Origin of the sequence: Streptococcus infantis, assembly GCF_001579645.1 — a bacterium.
Classification (GTDB): Bacteria; Bacillota; Bacilli; order Lactobacillales; family Streptococcaceae; genus Streptococcus; species Streptococcus infantis_E.
Genome location: NZ_KQ970819.1, coordinates 228089 through 228818 on the forward strand (window position 1 = coordinate 228089; position 730 = coordinate 228818).

Annotated in this window: 1 protein-coding gene; it reads left to right on the forward strand. The window is 43.3% G+C overall.

What is annotated here, in order from left to right:
- A partial coding sequence (locus SINDD18_RS05445; RefSeq protein WP_241497349.1) for an aminoglycoside 6-adenylyltransferase occupies positions 1–730 on the forward strand: 730 nt, incomplete at both ends.

Below are 730 nucleotides of genomic sequence, written 5' to 3' on the forward strand. Positions count from 1 at the left end.
AACCGCAAAAGTGCTACAAGTCGATGCAGTCGCCATGTCCGGCTCGCGGACAAATCAAAAGATTCAAACAGATGAATTTCAAGACTATGATGTTGTCTATATTGTGGATGACTTAGATTATCTGATGAGTGACCTTTCTTGGCTGACCCAGTTCGGTGAACGCATCATTGAGCAAGAGGTGACTCTTGGACATCGCCGTCTTTACCTCATGCTATTTGAAGATGGCAATCGGATTGATTTAACCCTCTGCCCCAAAGACCACATTCAAGAGTGGGTAGAAAGCGAAGCGGATTTCACGGTGCTAGAGGACACTAAGGGCTTGTTTGAGACCTATTCTCCAAGTCCAGAGCGTTACTGGATAACCCCAGCTACTGAGACGGATTTTGAAAAATCTTGTAATGAATTTTGGTGGGTGTCAGCCTACGTGGTCAAAGGAATTTGTCGCAATCAAGTCATTTATGCAACGGACCATCTCTACAATATTTGCCAGCAAGAACTCTTGAAAATCTTAGCTTGGCAGGTGGCAAGTGATAGAGAAGCAGTCGACATCGGTAAAAACTACAAGTATCTCTTTAACTACTTGACTGCTGAGAAGGAGAAGGAATTCTCTGCTCTTCTTGATTTCTCAAGTTTAGACAAAATTACTCAGTCTTTATTGGCTACGATGCAACTTTTTCACCAAGAAGCTCAAAGGCTTGCCCAAAAGATGGGCTTTGACTACGATAGGGAA